The sequence below is a fragment of the Cryobacterium sp. SO1 genome, assembly GCF_004210215.2.
In the GTDB taxonomy this organism is placed as follows: domain Bacteria; phylum Actinomycetota; class Actinomycetes; order Actinomycetales; family Microbacteriaceae; genus Cryobacterium.
The window spans coordinates 2,563,958-2,579,236 of the sequence record NZ_CP067394.1; the positions used below are offsets into that span (position 1 = coordinate 2,563,958).

General features: G+C 68.0%; 14 protein-coding genes. 6 read left to right on the top strand and 8 right to left on the bottom strand.

The genetic code is table 11. The features are described 5' to 3' along the window. Positions 1-222 precede the first annotated feature (222 nt). The 7 genes from BJQ95_RS12125 to BJQ95_RS12155 form a co-directional block, all read right to left on the bottom strand. Positions 223-1,539 (bottom strand): alkaline phosphatase family protein, encoded by a 1,317-nt coding sequence (locus BJQ95_RS12125; protein ID WP_370688335.1) that lies wholly within the window; start codon positions 1,537-1,539, stop codon positions 223-225. Next, a complete protein-coding gene (locus BJQ95_RS12130; RefSeq protein ID WP_130178985.1) occupies positions 1,536-3,203 on the bottom strand; it encodes an alkaline phosphatase in 1,668 nt (555 codons plus the stop codon). Before BJQ95_RS12130 ends, BJQ95_RS12125 begins: the two co-directional genes overlap by 4 nt. A gap of 210 nt (positions 3,204-3,413) precedes the next feature. After that, entirely contained in the window at positions 3,414-4,442 is a 1,029-nt protein-coding gene (gene ilvC, locus BJQ95_RS12135; protein ID WP_130178984.1) for a ketol-acid reductoisomerase, read from the bottom strand. A gap of 90 nt (positions 4,443-4,532) precedes the next feature. Continuing rightward, the gene (gene ilvN, locus BJQ95_RS12140) at positions 4,533-5,042 is read right to left on the bottom strand and encodes an acetolactate synthase small subunit (protein WP_130178983.1); all 510 of its coding nucleotides are present in this window, start codon (positions 5,040-5,042) and stop codon (positions 4,533-4,535) included. Between the two features lie 2 nt (positions 5,043-5,044). Then, a complete protein-coding gene (locus BJQ95_RS12145; protein ID WP_130178982.1) occupies positions 5,045-6,862 on the bottom strand; it encodes an acetolactate synthase large subunit in 1,818 nt (605 codons plus the stop codon). A gap of 38 nt (positions 6,863-6,900) precedes the next feature. After that, positions 6,901-8,595 carry a dihydroxy-acid dehydratase gene (ilvD, locus tag BJQ95_RS12150; RefSeq protein ID WP_130178981.1) on the bottom strand — a complete coding sequence of 565 codons (1,695 nt, stop codon included), beginning with the start codon at positions 8,593-8,595 and terminating at the stop codon, positions 6,901-6,903. A 69-nt stretch (positions 8,596-8,664) separates the two neighbouring features. Beyond that, positions 8,665-10,863: a bifunctional alpha,alpha-trehalose-phosphate synthase (UDP-forming)/trehalose-phosphatase gene (locus BJQ95_RS12155; RefSeq protein ID WP_130178980.1), complete on the bottom strand. Its 2,199-nt coding sequence runs from the start codon at positions 10,861-10,863 to the stop codon at positions 8,665-8,667. 186 nt (positions 10,864-11,049) lie between these two features. Here BJQ95_RS12155 and BJQ95_RS12160 point away from each other — a divergent pair, with 186 nt between their 5' ends. The 3 genes from BJQ95_RS12160 to BJQ95_RS12170 all read left to right on the top strand — a co-directional run bounded on the left by BJQ95_RS12160 (position 11,050) and on the right by BJQ95_RS12170 (position 12,802). Continuing rightward, positions 11,050-11,844 carry a sugar phosphate isomerase/epimerase gene (locus BJQ95_RS12160; protein WP_130178979.1) on the top strand — a complete coding sequence of 265 codons (795 nt, stop codon included), beginning with the start codon at positions 11,050-11,052 and terminating at the stop codon, positions 11,842-11,844. Positions 11,845-11,971: 127 nt separating this feature from the next. After that, positions 11,972-12,175: a hypothetical protein gene (locus tag BJQ95_RS12165; protein WP_130178978.1), complete on the top strand. Its 204-nt coding sequence runs from the start codon at positions 11,972-11,974 to the stop codon at positions 12,173-12,175. Between the two features lie 105 nt (positions 12,176-12,280). Continuing rightward, the gene (locus tag BJQ95_RS12170) at positions 12,281-12,802 is read left to right on the top strand and encodes a hypothetical protein (RefSeq protein WP_130178977.1); all 522 of its coding nucleotides are present in this window, start codon (positions 12,281-12,283) and stop codon (positions 12,800-12,802) included. Positions 12,803-12,912: 110 nt separating this feature from the next. On the opposite strand, the gene BJQ95_RS12175 is transcribed toward BJQ95_RS12170, so the two are convergent. Continuing rightward, on the bottom strand, positions 12,913-13,182 hold the full coding sequence (locus BJQ95_RS12175; protein ID WP_130178976.1) for a GlsB/YeaQ/YmgE family stress response membrane protein: 270 nt from the start codon (positions 13,180-13,182) through the stop codon (positions 12,913-12,915). Positions 13,183-13,362: 180 nt separating this feature from the next. Here BJQ95_RS12175 and BJQ95_RS12180 point away from each other — a divergent pair, with 180 nt between their 5' ends. The 3 genes from BJQ95_RS12180 to BJQ95_RS12190 are packed head-to-tail and all read left to right on the top strand — an operon-like array spanning position 13,363 to position 15,277. Beyond that, positions 13,363-13,983 (top strand): biotin transporter BioY, encoded by a 621-nt coding sequence (locus BJQ95_RS12180; RefSeq protein ID WP_130178975.1) that lies wholly within the window; start codon positions 13,363-13,365, stop codon positions 13,981-13,983. A 2-nt stretch (positions 13,984-13,985) separates the two neighbouring features. After that, a complete protein-coding gene (locus tag BJQ95_RS12185; RefSeq protein WP_130178974.1) occupies positions 13,986-14,672 on the top strand; it encodes an energy-coupling factor ABC transporter ATP-binding protein in 687 nt (228 codons plus the stop codon). Further along, the gene (locus BJQ95_RS12190) at positions 14,669-15,277 is read left to right on the top strand and encodes an energy-coupling factor transporter transmembrane protein EcfT (RefSeq protein WP_130178973.1); all 609 of its coding nucleotides are present in this window, start codon (positions 14,669-14,671) and stop codon (positions 15,275-15,277) included. The genes BJQ95_RS12185 and BJQ95_RS12190 overlap by 4 nt, the downstream gene beginning before the upstream one ends. Positions 15,278-15,279 lie beyond the last annotated feature (2 nt).

A 15,279-nucleotide genomic window follows, 5' to 3' on the forward strand; every position in this document is an offset into this window, starting at 1 on the left:
GGCTCCAACCGGGGCAGACGCGTCGGCCGGCTGGCGCTGGGTAGCGGTGCTCGGCAGGCCCGCGCTGAGAACAACCGAGCACCTTGGCGAGAGGGCAGGTGAGGCCACTTGAGGGCGCTGGCACTGCCCTCAAGTGGCGACTCGGTGCATCCGCCCGTCACGAAGTCGGGCACCATCTGCCGAGGTGGAGGCGGACTCCCCCGCACAACCCAATCAACGCCGTTATCCGGCCGTGGTGAACGCCCCCAGACGTGCGGTTCCGTCATACCCACCGGCCGGCGGGGCGAGCCCGAAGAGCGCACCGACCGTGGGCGCCACGTCCACCGTTCGGGCCGGATCGGAGAGCACCACACCAGACCTCACGCTGGCGCTCCCGCCCGTGATGAAGAACGGTATCGGTTCCGTGGCGGGATGCCCGTGGTTGCCCGGGATCGGATTGGAGACGAGTGTCGGGTCGGAGAATCGCCACCCTGCGCGGCAGTAGGCGACAAGGTCGCCGGCCTCGTCCCCCAACCGCAACTCGGACGGCTCGGCGATGGACAGCACCCCTGGATGCGCCAGGACGAGATCGCGCACGGAGGCGAGCCCCGCGCTGCGTGTTTCCGCAGCACCGACCCAGTACAGCAGGTCAGCCCCGCCGTTCTGTCCGATCACAATATTGTCGCGAAGCTCGGGCCGGCCCGAGAGAATCTGGTCCACTGAGATGACGTTGGTCGGGATCGACCAGTCCATCGAGTGGTCGGCGAGAACGATCAGCACGCTGCTCGACCACCGGTCGGTGGCAACGAGATGATCGACGAATCGCCCCACCTGGTGATCAGTGGATGCGAGCGCGGCCGTTCGCGCGGCGCGCAGCGTGGTGCCCGTCACGTCGGAATGACCCACTCTGTCGACGTCGCCCAGGTTCGTGAAGACCAGGTCGGGATCGGCGGAGTCAACCATGGCGATCAGGGCGTCCATGGTGAACTGATCCGGCGCGTGGTTGGTGATCGGAACGAGGGGTGCCGGCTCCCACCGATAGGTGGCCCGTTCGCCGAAGATGCCGAACAGGTACGCCTTACTCAACACCGACCCCGTGGTGCGACCGGTTTCCCGGAGTCGTTCGAGCAGAGTGGGGAACCGGAGATCGGTCGGACGATCAAGGTCGCGCACGACGCCCTCCGCCCGGTCGTAGACGGCGTTCGCCGGAACACCGGAGCGGTCGGGGCGCACGCCCGTCACCATCATCACGTGGTTCGGGATGGTCTCCATGATCGGCACGGACCTGGCCGCGGGAAAATTCGTTCCCGCTGTGCGCAGCTCCTGCAGCCGAGGGGTGAGCGCGGTGGTGATCTCATCGGGCCTGCACCCGTCGACGACCAGGACGTACACCCGGGTGCGAGACCCCGGCATGACCTCCGCCGTCACGGGTGCCGGCGCCACGGCCCACGCCGCGCCGGGAGCGGCAGACAACAGCACAGCGGCGCCCGTCCCGACGGCGATCCTCAGGAATTGACGACGATCCGTTCCTGCCGACCCCGAGCCCCGCAGCGGCGTCACAGCCCCGCTCCCCGGGTCGCTCCGACGCGTTCAGTGACCGACCGGGTTCCGGCCAGCACCTGCCATGAGGTTGACAGCGCACTGGTCGATGCCGGGTTCGTGCGCTCGGCGAGCACGTACCAGTCCATCGTCACGGCGGCGGGCGTGATATCGAGAACGGAGTACCCATGGGAGTCGAAGTCGAGGTACTTGATATGTGGATTCGCTGTCTTGAAGGCCTCTTCCACGGCGACCGATACCGTTCGTGCCGGCACGCCGAGGATGTCATCCAGGTTGTCGCTGGTCACAGACGTGCAGACGAGCTCGGCGGCGACGGATGCCCCGGTCGTCGGGTACGTCAGCGGATCCGCCGGCAGGTCGCAGGCCCATCCGGAGTGGATGTCACCGGTCAGGAAGACGGCGTCCATGATGGCGTGGTCGCGCAAATGGCCGACCACGCGGCTTCGATCCGCCGTGTAGCCGTCCCATTGGTCGACGTTGTACGGCACTCCGTCGACCGTTGTGGTGCCCAGGAGCGTCTGGACGCCACCGATCTGGGTGGCCGACAGTGTGGAGGGAAAGCGCACCGGCGCGATCATGACGGGGTTGCCCACGAGCTTCCACTGCGTGGTCGCGGCAGAGAGGCCATCGAGCAGCCAATCCATCTGAGCGGCACCCGTTATGGTGCGTTCGGGGCTGGACACGGACGGATCGGCAACGCTCGCGGCCTGTTGGCTGCGGTAGGAGCGCAGATCGAGCATGGAGACGCTTGCGAGGGTGCCGAAGGAGAATCGACGGTACAGCTGGCCGCTGGGTTCGAAACGCACGGGCATCCACTCGGCGTAGGCCTGTTGGGAAGCGGCCTGCCGCGCGCCCCACGCGCCCTCCACGCCCTCCGTGTGGTTCTCCGCTCCCCCCGACCATGCGTCGTTGGCGAACTCGTGGTCGTCCCACGTCACGATGAACCCCACGGCAGCGTGCAGGGCCTGCAGATCGGGGTCCTGCTTGTACTGCGCGTGGCGACGGCGGTAATGCTCCAACGTGGTCATCTCGATCGCGGGATCATGAGGCCGCACGACCACGTCGCGCGCCTGATACTCGCCGGGCGCGTATTCGTACAGGTAATCGCCGAGGTGCAGAACCACGTCGAGGTCGCCACGGTCCGCCAGATGCCGGTAGGCGGCGAAATACCCGGCCTGCAGGTTGGCGCAGGAGACGACGCCCATCCGGAGACGGTCGAGGCGGGCGCCTGCCGCGGGGGCGGTACGGGTGCGGCCCGTGGCCGAGTGCACCCCGGCACAGCGGAATCGGTACCAGTAGCTCGTGCCCGGATTCAGACCCGTCACGGCGACCTTGACGGTGTGGTCACGTTCCGGGCCGGTCGGCGTCTGCCCCCGTGCGGTGATGTGTTGGAACCCCGAGTCCTCCGCGACCTCCCAGTCCACGGCCACGGCGGGCCCTGCACCGGAACCGGGGATCGCTGCGAGGGTCGGCGTCACTCGGGTCCACAGCAGCACACCGTCGGGAAGGGGATCGCCGGATGCCACACCGTGGTGGAATCCGGTTGAATCCGCTCCCGTCGATGTCGCCGCACGGGCCGGACCGGTACCAGTTGACACGGTCGCGGCGCCCGCAAGAATGAACACGCCGGCGGAAAACAGGTCACGTCGGGTGAGAGGGGTCATGTCCCCAGCTTGGGGGACTCCGTGGCGGCACCCTGACGAACAGCGCCTTTGTTCACCGGCTGTTCAGCTCGCTCCGACGTCGATTTTCCCGACAGACGAACACGGCCGGCCAGACCCAGGGGTGCAGCCGACTGCGGCGCCGCGGTCGCCGGGCAACAAGAAAGGACGGGACCGATTCGTGAATCGGTCCCGTCCTTGCGGTGGTGCTCGTTAGCGGGCGGCTTCGCCGTCGACGTAGTCGTCGTCGTTCGAGGCGTTCCATGCGAAGAGCTTGCGCAGCTCGCGGCCGGTGGCCTCGATCGGGTGCTCTTCGCCCTTCTTGCGCAGCGCCAGGAACTCCGGTGCTCCGGCATCCTGGTCGTTGATGAAGCGCTCGGCGAATGCACCGTTCTGGATGTCGGCGAGAACGGCCTTCATGTTCTCCTTGACGCTCGGGTCGATCACGCGCGGGCCGGAGACGTAGTCGCCGTACTCGGCGGTGTCGGAGACACTCCAACGCTGCTTGGCGATGCCGCCCTCCCACATCAGGTCGACGATGAGCTTGAGCTCGTGCAGCACCTCGAAGTAGGCAACCTGCGGCTGGTAGCCGGCCTCGGTGAGAACCTCGAAGCCGTACTGGATCAGCTGCGACGCGCCACCGCAGAGAACGGCCTGCTCGCCGAACAAGTCGGTCTCGGTCTCTTCGGTGAAGGTGGTCTTGATGCCGGCGGCACGCAGGCCACCGATCGCCTTGGCGTAGCTGAGGGTCAGCGGCCAGGCGTTGCCCGAGGCATCCTTCTCGACTGCGACGATGACGGGAACGCCACGGCCGGCCTCGAATTCGCGGCGCACGGTGTGGCCCGGGCCCTTGGGGGCGACCATGACCACGTCGACGCCCGCGGGCGCCTCGATGTAGCCGAAGCGGATGTTGAAGCCGTGTCCGAAGACCAGGGCCTTACCCTCGGCGAGGTTGGGGAGGATGTCGTCCTTGTAGAGGTGACGCTGCACCTGGTCGGGAGCGAGCACCACGATGACGTCGGCCCAGGCGGATGCCTCGGCGGCGCTCTTGACGGTGAAGCCGACCTCTTCGGCCTTGGCGCGGGACTTCGAGCCCTCCTTGAGTCCGATGACGACCTCGACGCCGGAGTCGCGCAGGTTCTGCGCGTGGGCGTGGCCCTGCGAGCCGTAGCCGATGACGGCGACCTTCTTGCCCTGGATCAGGGACAGGTCGGCGTCTTTGTCGTAGAAGATTTCAGACAATGTGGGGTTCTCCTTGTTTTGTGGATGTGTCGAGAAAATTTTGTTCGGGGTTCGTGTCGAGAAGGTGCGCTGGTCGAGCTTGTCGAGACCTTAGTTCTTGAAAACGCGTTCGGTGATCGACTTGGATCCCCGACCGATGGCGAGCAGGCCCGATTGGGCGATTTCCTTGATGCCGTACGGTTCGAGCACCCGGAGGAAGGCCGCGACCTTGCCGGAGTCCCCGGTGACCTCGATGACGACGGCATCCGTGGCGACATCGACGACCCGGGCACGGAACAGGGTGACGGCCTCAAGCACCTGGGAGCGGGTGGTGTTGTCCGCCCGCACCTTGACGAGCAGGTGTTCACGCTGCACCGACTGGCTCGGGTCGAGCTCGACGATCTTGATGACGTTGATCAGCTTGTTGAGCTGCTTGGTCACCTGCTCGAGCGGGGCGTCTTCGACGTCGACGAGGATCGTGATCCGCGACAGGCCCGGGATCTCGCTGTGGCCGACGGCGAGGCTCTCGATGTTGAAGCCACGTCGGGCGAACAGGCCGGCGACGCGGGTCAACAGGCCGGGCTTGTCCTCGACGAGGAGGCTGAGAACATGGGTGCTCATGGTTACTCCTCTTCCCAGGTGGGGGCGTGGTCCTTGGCGTACTGCACAAAGCTGTTGCTGACACCCTGCGGCACCATCGGCCAGACCATGGCGTCGCGGCTGACGATGAAGTCGATCACCACGGGCCGGTCGTTGGTGGCGAGGGCGAGCTTGATGGCGTCATCGACCTGGTCGGCGCTGGTGACCCGGATGCCCAGGGCACCGTAGGCGTCGGCCATCTTTACGAAGTCGGGCACCATCGCGGTGCCGTGCCCGGTGTTGAGATCGGTGAACGAGTGCCGGCCGTCGTAGAACAGGGACTGCCACTGGCGCACCATGCCGAGGGACGAGTTGTTGATGATCGCCACCTTGATCGGGATGTTGTTGATCGTGCAGGTGGCGAGCTCCTGGTTGGTCATCTGGAAGCAGCCGTCACCGTCGATGGACCAGACCACGCGGTCGGGTTCGGCGACCTTGGCGCCCATGGCCGCCGGCACCGAGTAGCCCATGGTGCCGGCGCCGCCGGAGTTGAGCCAGGAGTTGGGCCGTTCGTACTTGATGAACTGCGCGGCCCACATCTGGTGCTGGCCGACGCCGGCGGCGTAAACGCCCTCCGGTCCGGTGAGTTCACCGATGCGCTTGATCACGTACTGCGGAGCGAGCAGGCCGTCGGCCGGCTCGGAGTAGCCCAGCGGGAACTTCTCGCGCAGGCCCCTGAGGTACGTCCACCATTCGGAGATGTCGGGGGTGGTGGTGGTGATCGCCTCGCGGTACGCGACCGTGAGGTCGGCGATGACGTCTTTCGCATCGCCCACGATCGGCACGTCGGCGGCGCGGATCTTGCCGATCTCGGCGGGGTCCACGTCCACGTGCACGATCGTGGCGTTCGGCGCGAATTCGCTCGCCTTGCCGGTGACCCGGTCATCGAAGCGGGCGCCGAGGGCGATGATCAGGTCGGACTCCTGCAGCGCGAGCACGGCCGCGACGGTGCCGTGCATACCGGGCATGCCCAGGTGCTGCTCGTGCGAGTCGGGGAACGCGCCGCGCGCCATCAGCGTGGTGACGATGGGGGTGCCGGTCAGTTCGGCCAGCTCCAGCAGTTCCGGTGAGGCCTGGGCGCGGATGACGCCGCCGCCGACGTAGAAGACAGGCTTTTCGGCGCCGGCCAGCAGGGCTGCCGCGGCCTGCACCTGCTTGCCGTGCGCCTTGGTGATCGGCCGGTAGCCGGGCAGGTCCAGTTTGGGCGGCCAGATGAACGGGGCGCTCATCTGCTGGGCGTCCTTGGTGATGTCCACCAGTACCGGGCCGGGCCGGCCGGTGTTGCAGATCAGGAACGCCGAGGCAATGGCGGCGGGGATGTCTTCGGGCCGCTTCACCAGGAAGGAGTGCTTGGTGATCGGCATGGTGATGCCGACGATGTCGGCCTCCTGGAAGGCATCCGTGCCCATCAGGGTGGAGAACACCTGACCGGTGATCGCCAGGAGCGGCACCGAGTCCATGTAGGCGTCGGCGATGGCCGTGACGAGGTTGGTCGCTCCGGGACCGGAGGTCGCGATGGCCACCCCGACCTGGTTGCTCGAGGACGCGTAGCCCTCCGCGGCATGACCGGCGCCCTGTTCGTGGCGCACCAGGATGTGGCGGATGTCGTCCTGGTTCATCAGCTCGTCGTAGAGCGGGATGACGGCGCCGCCGGGCAGCCCGAAGACGTCGGTGACACCGAGCAGCTTGAGGGTGCGCAGGATCGCTCCGGAACCGGTGAGGGTCTCGGGAGCAGTGTCGGCCGGAGCGGTCGGCGCACCAGGGGTCGGAGCGGATGGCACGGGCAGATGTTCCGTGGTCATGAGAGGCAAATCCCTAAGTCGGTGACGGATGGTGTCGATTAGCCCGTGGTAGCACCCAGGGCCGCGGACTGCACGAGCTTGGAGTACTTGGCGAGAACGCCGCGGGTGTAACGGGGAGGAAGCGGAGCCCAGCCTTCTCGGCGGGCGGCCAGCTCATCAGGGTCGACCAGTAGGTCAAGCGAGCGAGCTGCGATATCGACCCGTATCAGATCACCATCGCGCACGAAGGCGATGGGACCTGCGTCCACCGCTTCGGGTGCTATATGGCCGATACACAGTCCGGTTGTGCCGCCTGAGAATCGACCATCAGTCAATAGTAGTACATCGGCTCCGAGCCCGGCGCCCTTGATGGCCGCGGTGATCGAGAGCATCTCGCGCATGCCCGGGCCGCCCTTGGGGCCCTCGTAGCGGATGACGACGACGTCGCCCTTGAGGATCTCCCCGTTGGTGAGGGCGTCCATGGCGGCGCGCTCCCTTTCGAACACCCGGGCGGGGCCCTCGAAGATGTCGCTGTCGAAGCCGGCGGTCTTCACGACGGCGCCCTCCGGGGCGATGGAGCCCTTGAGGATGGTGATGCCGCCGGAGGCGTGGATCGGGTTGTCCAGGGTGCGCAGCACCGTGCCGTCCAGGTCGGGCGGGTCGATCTCGGCGAGGTTCTCGGCGACGGTCTTGCCGGTCACGGTGAGGCAGTCTCCGTGGATGAGTCCCGCCTCGAGCAGGGCGCGCATGACGACCGGAACGCCGCCGTGGCGGTCGACGTCGTTCATCACGAACTTGCCGAACGGCTTGAGGTCTCCGATGTGCGGAACCTTGTCGCCGATGCGATTGAAGTCGTCGAGGGTCAGCTCGACCTCTGCCTCCTGGGCGATGGCGAGAAGGTGCAGCACCACGTTGGTGGAGCCGCCGAAGGCCATGGCCACGGCGATGGCGTTCTCGAACGCCTTCTTGGTGAGGATGTCGCGGGCCGTGATGCCGAGGCGCAGCAGGTTGACCACGGCCTCGCCGGAGCGGTGCGCGTAGTAGTCCCGTCGGCGGTCGGCGGAAGCCGGCGACGCGGAGCCGGGCAGGCTCATGCCCAGGGCCTCGGCCACGCTGGCCATGGTGTTGGCGGTGTACATGCCGCCGCAGGCTCCCTCGCCGGGGGCGAAGGCGCACTCGATGCGCTTGGCGTCGGCCTCGCTCATGCGGCCGGCCTTGACGGCGCCGACGGCCTCGAACGAGTCGATGATGGTGATGTCTTTTTCGGTGCCGTCGGAGAGCTTCACCCAGCCGGGCGCGATGGACCCGGCGTAGAGGAAGACGCTGGCGAGGTCCAGGCGGGCGGCGGCCATGAGCATCCCGGGCAGCGACTTGTCACAGCCGGCCAGCAGCACCGAACCGTCGAGGCGCTCGGCCTGCATGACGACCTCGACGGAGTCGGCGATGACCTCACGGGAGACCAGGGAGAAGTGCATGCCCTCGTGGCCCATCGAGATGCCGTCGGAGACCGAGATGGTGCCGAACTGCAGCGGGTAGCCACCACCGGAGTGCACACCCTCCTTGGACGCCTGGGCGAGGCGGTCAAGCGACAGGTTGCACGGGGTGATCTCGTTCCACGAGCTGGCGATGCCGATCTGAGGCTTGTCCCAGTCGGCGTCTCCCATTCCGACCGCACGGAGCATGCCGCGGGAGGTGGTGGCTTCGATGCCATCTGTGACGTCGCGGCTCCGTGGCTTGATATCGATCTCAGACATGTTCCGAGTCTAGAACGTCGCGGGTGGCACACGGGTCATGAACCCGTCGGCACACCCGCGACGGCGCGGTCACTCCAGCCGGGCTGCCGCCCGGAAGTCGGCCAGGAGTGCCAGCACCTCGGTGACTTCCTTGGGGCCGCGCACCCGGTAGCCGGCCTGGGTGGCGCCCGGGCCGATCTTGAGGCCGAGGTCACCGTCGCCCAGCACGGTGAAGGCGTCTTCATCGGTGACGTCGTCGCCGGCATAGAGCACCCGGTCGGCGCCGGTGTGCACGCGCAGGCGTTCGAGGGCGTCGCCCTTGGTGCTGGAGCGCACCGAGAATTCGAGCACGTTCTTGCCCTCGCGCACGGTGAGCGCCGGCAGCAGCTCGGCCAGCTGGTCGCGGGCCTCACGCTGCACGGCCTGGCCGTCCTGGGCGGTGGCCAGGCGGGTGTGCAGGGCCAGACCGGCCGGCTTCTGCTCGATCCAGGTGCCGAACACCGGCCCGGAAATGCGCTCAAGCACCCGGGTGAGGGTGTCCAGTTTCTCGACCTCTTCGGGTACCAGTCCCAGCTCGATGCCGTTGGCGTCCAGCTGCACCTCGATGCCGTGCGACCCGGTGAGCAGCACCTCCCTCTGGGGTTCGGCCACGTGCTTGAGGCTCACCAGGGCGCGACCGGAGACGAATGCGACGCGCACGCCGGGCTGGTCGAGCAGCCGCTGCACCACATCGTGGGTGCCGTCCACTGCACGGGCGTCCTCAGGCTCGTCGACGTGCGGTGCGAGAGTGCCGTCGAAGTCCAGCGCCACCAGGATGGTCCGAGCCTGGCTCAGGTCGCGGAGGGCGCCGACCAGGTTCTCCGGCACGCCGCTGGGCACAGCGGCCCCGCCCGTGAGGGTCCGCAGGAAGGACGCGGACCAGGTGGCCACGTCGTTGTCGAAGACCTTGCGTCGCAGCGCCCGCATCCGCCGGGTGCGTTCGCGCTTGGGCATGGTGATCGCCTTCATGATCGACGCCTTCATGCCGTCGATGTCGTGCGGGTTGATCAGCACGGCCTGCTTGAGTTCGTCGGCGGCGCCGGCGAATTCGCTGAGCACCAGCACACCGTCGCCGTCGTAGCGCACGGCCACGTACTCCTTGGCGACGAGGTTCATGCCGTCGCGGAGCGCCGTGACGAGCATCACGTCGGCGGCGAGGTACAGCGCCACCATCTCCTCACGCGGGTAACCGTGGTGGTGGTAGCTGATGGCCGTGTGGCTGATGGTGGAGTAGTCGCCGTTGACCCGGCCGACCGCGAGTTCGATCTCGTCGCGCAGCTGCATGTAGGTGGCGACGCGTTCCCGGGACGGGCTGGCGACCTGCACCAGGGTGACGTCCTCGACGCTGAGCGTGCCGTCTTCGAGGAGCTCGCCGAAGGCCTTGATACGGTGGCCGATGCCCTTGGTGTAGTCCAACCGGTCCACGCCGAGCATGATCGTCTTGGGGTTGCCGAGGTCTTCGCGGATCTGCCGGGCGCGTGCCTGGATCTCCGGCCGCCTGGCCATTTCCTCGTAGGCTTCGGCGTCGATCGAGATCGGGAAGTGCTTGGCGATGACGCGGCGGTGCTGGCCGTTCTGGCTGGGCACGTCCACGGCGACACCGCGGGTGGCGTAGCCGAACAGGCGACGCACGGCGCGGGAGAAGTTGCCGGCGTCGGCCAGCCGCTGAAACCCGATCAGGTCGGCGCCGAGCAGGCCGTCGAGGATCTGCTTGCGCCAGGGCAGCTGCGCGAAGATGCCGTACGGCGGGAACGGGATGTGGTTGAAGAAGCCGATCACCAGGTCGGGTCGGGCGTCGCGCAGCATCCGCGGCACCAGCTGCAGCTGGTAGTCGTGCACCCAGACCGTGGCGCCGGGTGCCGCGGATGCCGCGGCAGCCGTGGCGAAACGCCGGTTGACCTGCACGTACGCCTCCCACCATTCGCGGTGGTAGCTGGGCGAGGCGATGACATCGTGGTAGAGCGGCCAGAGGGTGTCGTTGGAGAACCCCTCGTAGTAGAGCTCGAGGTCTTCGGTACTCAGCCGCACGGGAACGATGGAGATGCCGTCGTTCTCGAACGGGTCGAATTCGCGGTCGGCCACACCGGGCCAGCCCACCCAGGCGCCGTCGGAGGCGCGCATCATCGGTTCGAGCGCGGTGACCAGGCCACCGGGCGAGGTGCGCCAGCTTTCGGTGCCGTCCTCGGCGAGTTCGTAGTCGACCGGGAGCCGGTTGGAGACCACGACCAGATCGAAGTGACCGGGTGCCACGGAATCGGGGCCGGGCTCGGAAGCGGTGCTGCCGCTCGCGTCGGTGCGTGCTGCGCTGGTTGTGCTCTGAGTGCTGTCGGCGGCGGTAGTGTCGGCTGCGGTTTCGATGATTCGTCCATTCCGGTACCCGTCTCCGCGGGCACCTGGCTGTACCTCGACGTTACCAGCGAAGACTATGCTGACGCCGTGATTCGCATCGGCATGAGCTCCACCTGCGCCTACCCGCTGCCGCTGGAGGACTCCTTCAGGTTGGCAGGGCGGGCCGGGTACGACGGCGTCGAGATCATGGTCACGCGCGACGAGGCGACCCAGGATGCGACGGCACTGGTGGCCCTGTCCGAGCGGTATGGCCTGCCGATCCTGTCGATCCACGCCCCGGTGCTGCTGCTCACCCACTTCGTCTGGGGCCGGGACCCCCGGGTGAAGTTGGAGAAGTCCGCCGAGCTGGCCGGTCGAGTCGGCGCCGGGACCGTCGTGGTGCATCCGCCGTTCCGCTGGCAGGCCGGCTATGCGGAGGATTTCCTCGACATCGTGCGAGAGCTGGCCGTGAGCACGGGGCTCCAGATCGCCGTGGAGAACATGTTCCCGTGGAAGATCGGCGGCCGCGGGGTCAAGGCGTACTCGCCCGGCTGGGACACCACCCTGATGGACTGCACCGCGGTGACCCTCGACTTCTCGCACTGCGCCCTGAGCGGCCATGACAGCCTGGCCATGGCGACGGCCTTGGGCGAGAGGCTGCGCCACGTGCATCTCTGCGACGGGTCGGGCTCGCTCGACGAGGGCCGGGTCTTCGACGAGCACCTGGTGCCCGGGCAGGGCTCCGAACCGGTGGCCGAGGTGCTGGCGCTCCTGGCCGCGTCGCGCTGGGACGGCGCCGTCGTGGCCGAGGTCAACACCCGCGCCGCCAAGACCGAGCCTGAGCGCCTGACCATGCTCACCGACACCCTCGCCTTCGCCCGCATCCACACCCGCGAACCGTGAGTTAAGCCCCCACAACTCGGGGTTTTTGGGGCTTAACTCACAGTTCGCGGGGCGGGGGCGGATGGTGAGGGCGAGTTCGGTCGCGTGATCGACGACCACCCGGGTAGCGTAGAACCAGGAGGAACACATGCGAAAGTTCTTGTTCAACAGCGCCATGATCGGCGTCGTGGCCGGCGGGTGGAACATCGTTCAGGCGACGAGGCACGGACCGCGCGACTGGCGGCTCCTGCTCACCTGGATCGGGTGGGGTCTGAGCGTCGCCGTCGCCGTCGGCAACGTGGTGAAGGATGCCGACGAGAAGGCGCTGACGACCGGCACGAAGAAGAAATAGCGCGCCCGCTCCCGCCAGTACTCGTTATGCGGCGTGTCCCCCGTGTTTTAGGGGCACAGACGAGGAAACTGGACTTCTCGCGTTGTTAGAAGGAAGGGGCTCACGATGTTCGGTCGTCGACGTCGCACCGCACCCGTCATTCAGGCTCCGGTCGCCCCGGCCCCGGCAGAACTCAGCCGCGCTCAGGTCTACGACCACGTGCACGCAGCACTGGCCGACCTCGTCGGAGCCCACGGCGCCTGGACCCTGGTCCCCCGCCAGGCCGGCGACACGGATGTGATCTTCCACGGGCTCAAGGCCCACCAGATCGCCGAGACGCTCACCGAGATCCTCGCCACCGAAACCATCCGTCTGCGCACCGACGCGCCGGCCGCACCCGCGAATGTCTCCGAGCCGCGTACCGACACCCCCGTTGACGGCATCACGGCCATCGACCCCCGCCTGACCACCGGCGCGATCCTCGTGTCCTCCGGCGCCGAGCCGACCGCGTTGCCCTGGAACCCCGCCCCGATCTCGGTCTGGGCCGAACCCCGTAACACCGTGCAGAAAAGTACCGACCAGCGCGGTTCCGAAGCGAACAGCGGCGCCCGCGCCGGCGCCGCAACTGTGAGTCGTCTCGTCGCTTAGCCGACTCTGCGCGTCACCGTGTGAAGGTGTCCGACTGGCCCTGGTGCGCGCCATAGGCCCTGGTGCGCGCCGCCGGCGCCATCGTCGCGGCCCTGGATCGACAGGGCCGCTCAGGTGGAACTGCCGCGATTGCGGGTGGCCGCGCCGTAGATGAGCAGCACGATGATCGAGCCGAGGATCGCGATCACCCAGGTGCGCAGGTCGAAAAACGACCCCATGTCGACCCCGAAGATCAGCCCGGCCAGCCATCCGCCGAGCAGGGCGCCGACCACACCGAGCAGCAGGGTCACGAACCAACCGCCGCCCTGCGTGCCGGGCAGGATCAGCTTGGCCAGGGCGCCGGCCAGCAGGCCGAGTAGAAGAAAACCGAAGAAACCCATGATGACTGCCCTTCTGTTGGCACTGCCTCGCCGGTGGCCGGCTGTGACGATCATAAAACCGCCCTCTGAAGACCGATAGGCGTTGCGGGCCCATCGTCCGGGCCATCCACCAGCGTTCAGCTGGATTCTTTGTAGGTATTCCACTGCGGTGCCCCGGCGCGGAATCCTAGATTGAAAACCATGACAGCCCGTTCAGCATTTGCCCGCCTCAGCGTGCGCGACCTCGCGCAGATCGCCATTTTTGCCGCCCTCATCGCCGCGCTCGGTTTTCCCGGCGCGCTCTCGCTGGGCGCCAGCACCGTGCCGATCACCTTCCAGACCCTCGGGGTGATGCTGGCGGGGGCGATCCTCGGTGCGCGCAAGGGCTTCCTGGCCGTGTTGCTGTTGCTGGTGCTGGCGGCCGCCGGTCTGCCGTTGCTCTCCGGCGGACGCGGCGGCCTGGTCTGGTTCACCACCTCCCCCTCCGCCGGCTACCCGTACGGTTGGCTGCTCGGCGTCGTGGTGGTCGGTGCGCTCACAGCCTGGCTGCTGCCGCGCTACCCGTTCTGGCCGGCCCTTGGCGCCACCGTGCTCGGTGGGATCGTGGCGGTCTACCTGATCGGGGTGCCCGTCACGGCGATCAACCTCGGCCTGCCGCTCTGGGCCGCCGCCGTCGACAGCGCCAAGTTCCTGCCCGGCGACCTGGTCAAGGTGGTTGTGACGGTGCTCGTCGCCAAGCAGGTGCACCGCGCCTACCCCGGCCTGATCACCCCGCGCCGTACCGCACCGGTTCCCCTGCCCGCCGTCGACGTCCGGGCGTAAGCGTGAGCTGCCCCGGCATCCGTTTCGAGGGCGTCACGCACGACTTCGATGGCCAGCCGGTGCTCCAGGGCATCGACCTGCACCTCACCGAACGGCGCGTCGGCATCGTCGGCGCCAACGGCAGCGGCAAGTCGACGCTGGCGCGGATGATCAACGGCCTGGTCACCCCGACCGGCGGCACCGTCACGGTGAACGGCTTGGACGTGCGCCGCCAGGCCAAGCTGGTGCGGCGCGAGGTGGGCTTCATCTTCACCAATCCCGACAACCAGATCGTGATGCCCACCGTGCAGGAAGACGTGGCGTTCACCCTGCGGCGGCGCGGCCTGGACGCGGCCGAGATCGCCCTGCGCACGGCGGAGGCGCTGGACCGGTTCGGCCTGACCGACCTGGCCGAACGCCCCGCTCACCGGCTCTCCGGCGGCCAGAAGCAGCTCCTGGCCCTGGCCGCGGTCCTGGTGGCCGGGCCCAGCGTCGTCGTGGCCGACGAACCGACCACGCTGCTGGATGCCCGCAACACCCGCCTGATCACCGGCCTGCTGGTGTCGCTGACCCAGCAGGTGATCGTGGTGACCCACGACCTGGAGGTGCTGGACGGCTTTGACAGGGTGATCGTGATCGACGAGGGCCGGGTGGTCGCCGACGACCTGCCCGCCACCGCCCTCGCCGCGTATCTGAGCCTGCTGTCGTGATCGGGCTGTACCGGCCGGGGACATCGCTGCTGCACCGCGCGCCGGCCCTGCTCAAGCTGGGGCTGCTTGCCGTGGCCATGGTGCTGGTCGGCCTGGTGGCGGATCCGCTGGTGCTCGCGGGCGAACTCGCGGCCGTGGTGCTGCTCTACGCGCTGGCCGGCATCCCGCCCTCGGCGGCGTGGCCGCAGATCGGTCCGATCCTCTGGATCCTTCTCTTCGCCGTGCCGGTGCAGGTGCTGGTCGCTGGCGGCTCGGTGGAGGGCTGGACCACGGCGGGGCTGATGGCCGGCCGGCTGCTGGTCGCGGTGGCCCTCGCCGCCCTCTTCACGCTCACCACGACGGTCACCGCCGTGCTCGGAGCGTTCCAGATCCTGCTGCGGCCGTTCCGCCGCTGGGTGGACGCCGACCGGGTGGGCCTGCTCGTGGCCCTGACCATCCGGTGCATCCCGCTGGTGGCGGAAATCGTTCGGGAGGTGCTCGACGCCCGGAGGGCCCGCGGCGCGCAGGGGTCCGTCGTCGCCCTGGCGGTTCCGGTCGTCGTACGCTCGTTGTACGCTGCCGATGCAATCGGAGAGGCCCTCGCCGCACGCGGATTGGACGACTGAGC

Bases quoted from the DNA above. Each gene is read 5' to 3' on its own strand.
- BJQ95_RS12130 (WP_130178985.1), bottom strand. From the start codon at position 3,203: ATGACCCCTCTCACCCGACGTGACCTGTTTTCCGCCGGCGTGTTCATT.
- ilvN (WP_130178983.1), bottom strand. From the start codon at position 5,042: ATGAGCACCCATGTTCTCAGCCTCCTCGTCGAGGACAAGCCCGGCCTG.
- BJQ95_RS12145 (WP_130178982.1), bottom strand. From the start codon at position 6,862: ATGACCACGGAACATCTGCCCGTGCCATCCGCTCCGACCCCTGGTGCG.
- ilvD (WP_130178981.1), bottom strand. From the start codon at position 8,595: ATGTCTGAGATCGATATCAAGCCACGGAGCCGCGACGTCACAGATGGC.
- BJQ95_RS12165 (WP_130178978.1), top strand. From the start codon at position 11,972: ATGCGAAAGTTCTTGTTCAACAGCGCCATGATCGGCGTCGTGGCCGGC.
- BJQ95_RS12170 (WP_130178977.1), top strand. From the start codon at position 12,281: ATGTTCGGTCGTCGACGTCGCACCGCACCCGTCATTCAGGCTCCGGTC.
- BJQ95_RS12175 (WP_130178976.1), bottom strand. From the start codon at position 13,182: ATGGGTTTCTTCGGTTTTCTTCTACTCGGCCTGCTGGCCGGCGCCCTG.
- BJQ95_RS12180 (WP_130178975.1), top strand. From the start codon at position 13,363: ATGACAGCCCGTTCAGCATTTGCCCGCCTCAGCGTGCGCGACCTCGCG.